Raw genomic sequence first — 794 nt, 5'->3', positions numbered from 1 at the left:
GGGGATACGAGGGCGCTTGGGGCGGCCGCGGGTACTGGGGCCCGGTGGGCTGAGTCATGGTGATCCTTTGCGGTGGGGCGGTGCGGGGAGCTCAGCCGACCAGCAGGGAAGCGGGGAGCAGCACCGCGCCCGCGCTGAACGCGATCAGCCCGGCCCGTACCCACTGGTGCTTGCGAGCGGCGATACGGCTGTTCTCGGCGAGGGCCGCCATCAGGGAGGCGGCCGGGTCCCGTTCGGCCTCGGCGAGCGCCCGCGCCAGCTCGCCCTGCCGGACGGCTCGCTGGATGTCGCCGAAGAAGGTGAGCGGTGCGCCGGGGGCCCAGGCGCTGCTGCGGTAGCGCGGCAGCACGACCATGAGCAGGGAGAGCAGGCTCCCGGCGAGCGCGGCGGAGCCGGCCCACCACAGGGCCGTACCGGGGGCGGAGAGCGCGGCGGGCTCCCAGCCCCGCCCGGCCAGCAGACCGGTGATCACGCCGGTGGTCGTGCCGATGGCGGCGACCAGGGTGTTGGCCTTGGTGTCCGCCCGGGCGATCTCCGAGCGCAGCTCGACCAGCAGCCGGGCGGCGGTCTCGGCCCCCGGGCCCGCGGCCGGCGCGGCCGGGCCGGTGGTGGTCACCGGCCGACACCCTGCTGCTCGCCGCGGTGCTCCTGCGGTGCGGGGTCGTGCGGCGCGGGATGCTGCGGTGTGGGGATCGGGGGCGTCCGGTACCGCGGTGCGGGGTTCTGGGGTGCCGAGTCGTGGGACGTGGCGTCATGTGGCGCGGGGTCCTGCGGTGCCGGGTGCTGCGGGGCGG

The 794-nt window shown here is 76.8% G+C and carries 1 protein-coding gene and 1 pseudogene; both read right to left on the bottom strand.

All coding sequences use genetic code 11. The features are described from left to right. Window positions 1-91: 91 nt before the first annotated feature. Entirely contained in the window at window positions 92-616 is a 525-nt protein-coding gene (locus tag E4099_RS32540; RefSeq protein ID WP_135342666.1) for a Pycsar system effector family protein, read from the bottom strand. Next, window positions 613-794, bottom strand: a pseudogene (locus E4099_RS33815) (TetR/AcrR family transcriptional regulator); the annotation flags it as partial. The gene E4099_RS32540 and the pseudogene E4099_RS33815, both read right to left, overlap by 4 nt.

Source organism: Streptomyces palmae (assembly GCF_004684805.1).
Taxonomy (GTDB): Bacteria; Actinomycetota; Actinomycetes; order Streptomycetales; family Streptomycetaceae; genus Streptomyces; species Streptomyces palmae.
The sequence above is the reverse complement of the archived record's forward strand: the minus strand, read 5'-3'. Positions and strand labels throughout refer to the sequence as shown.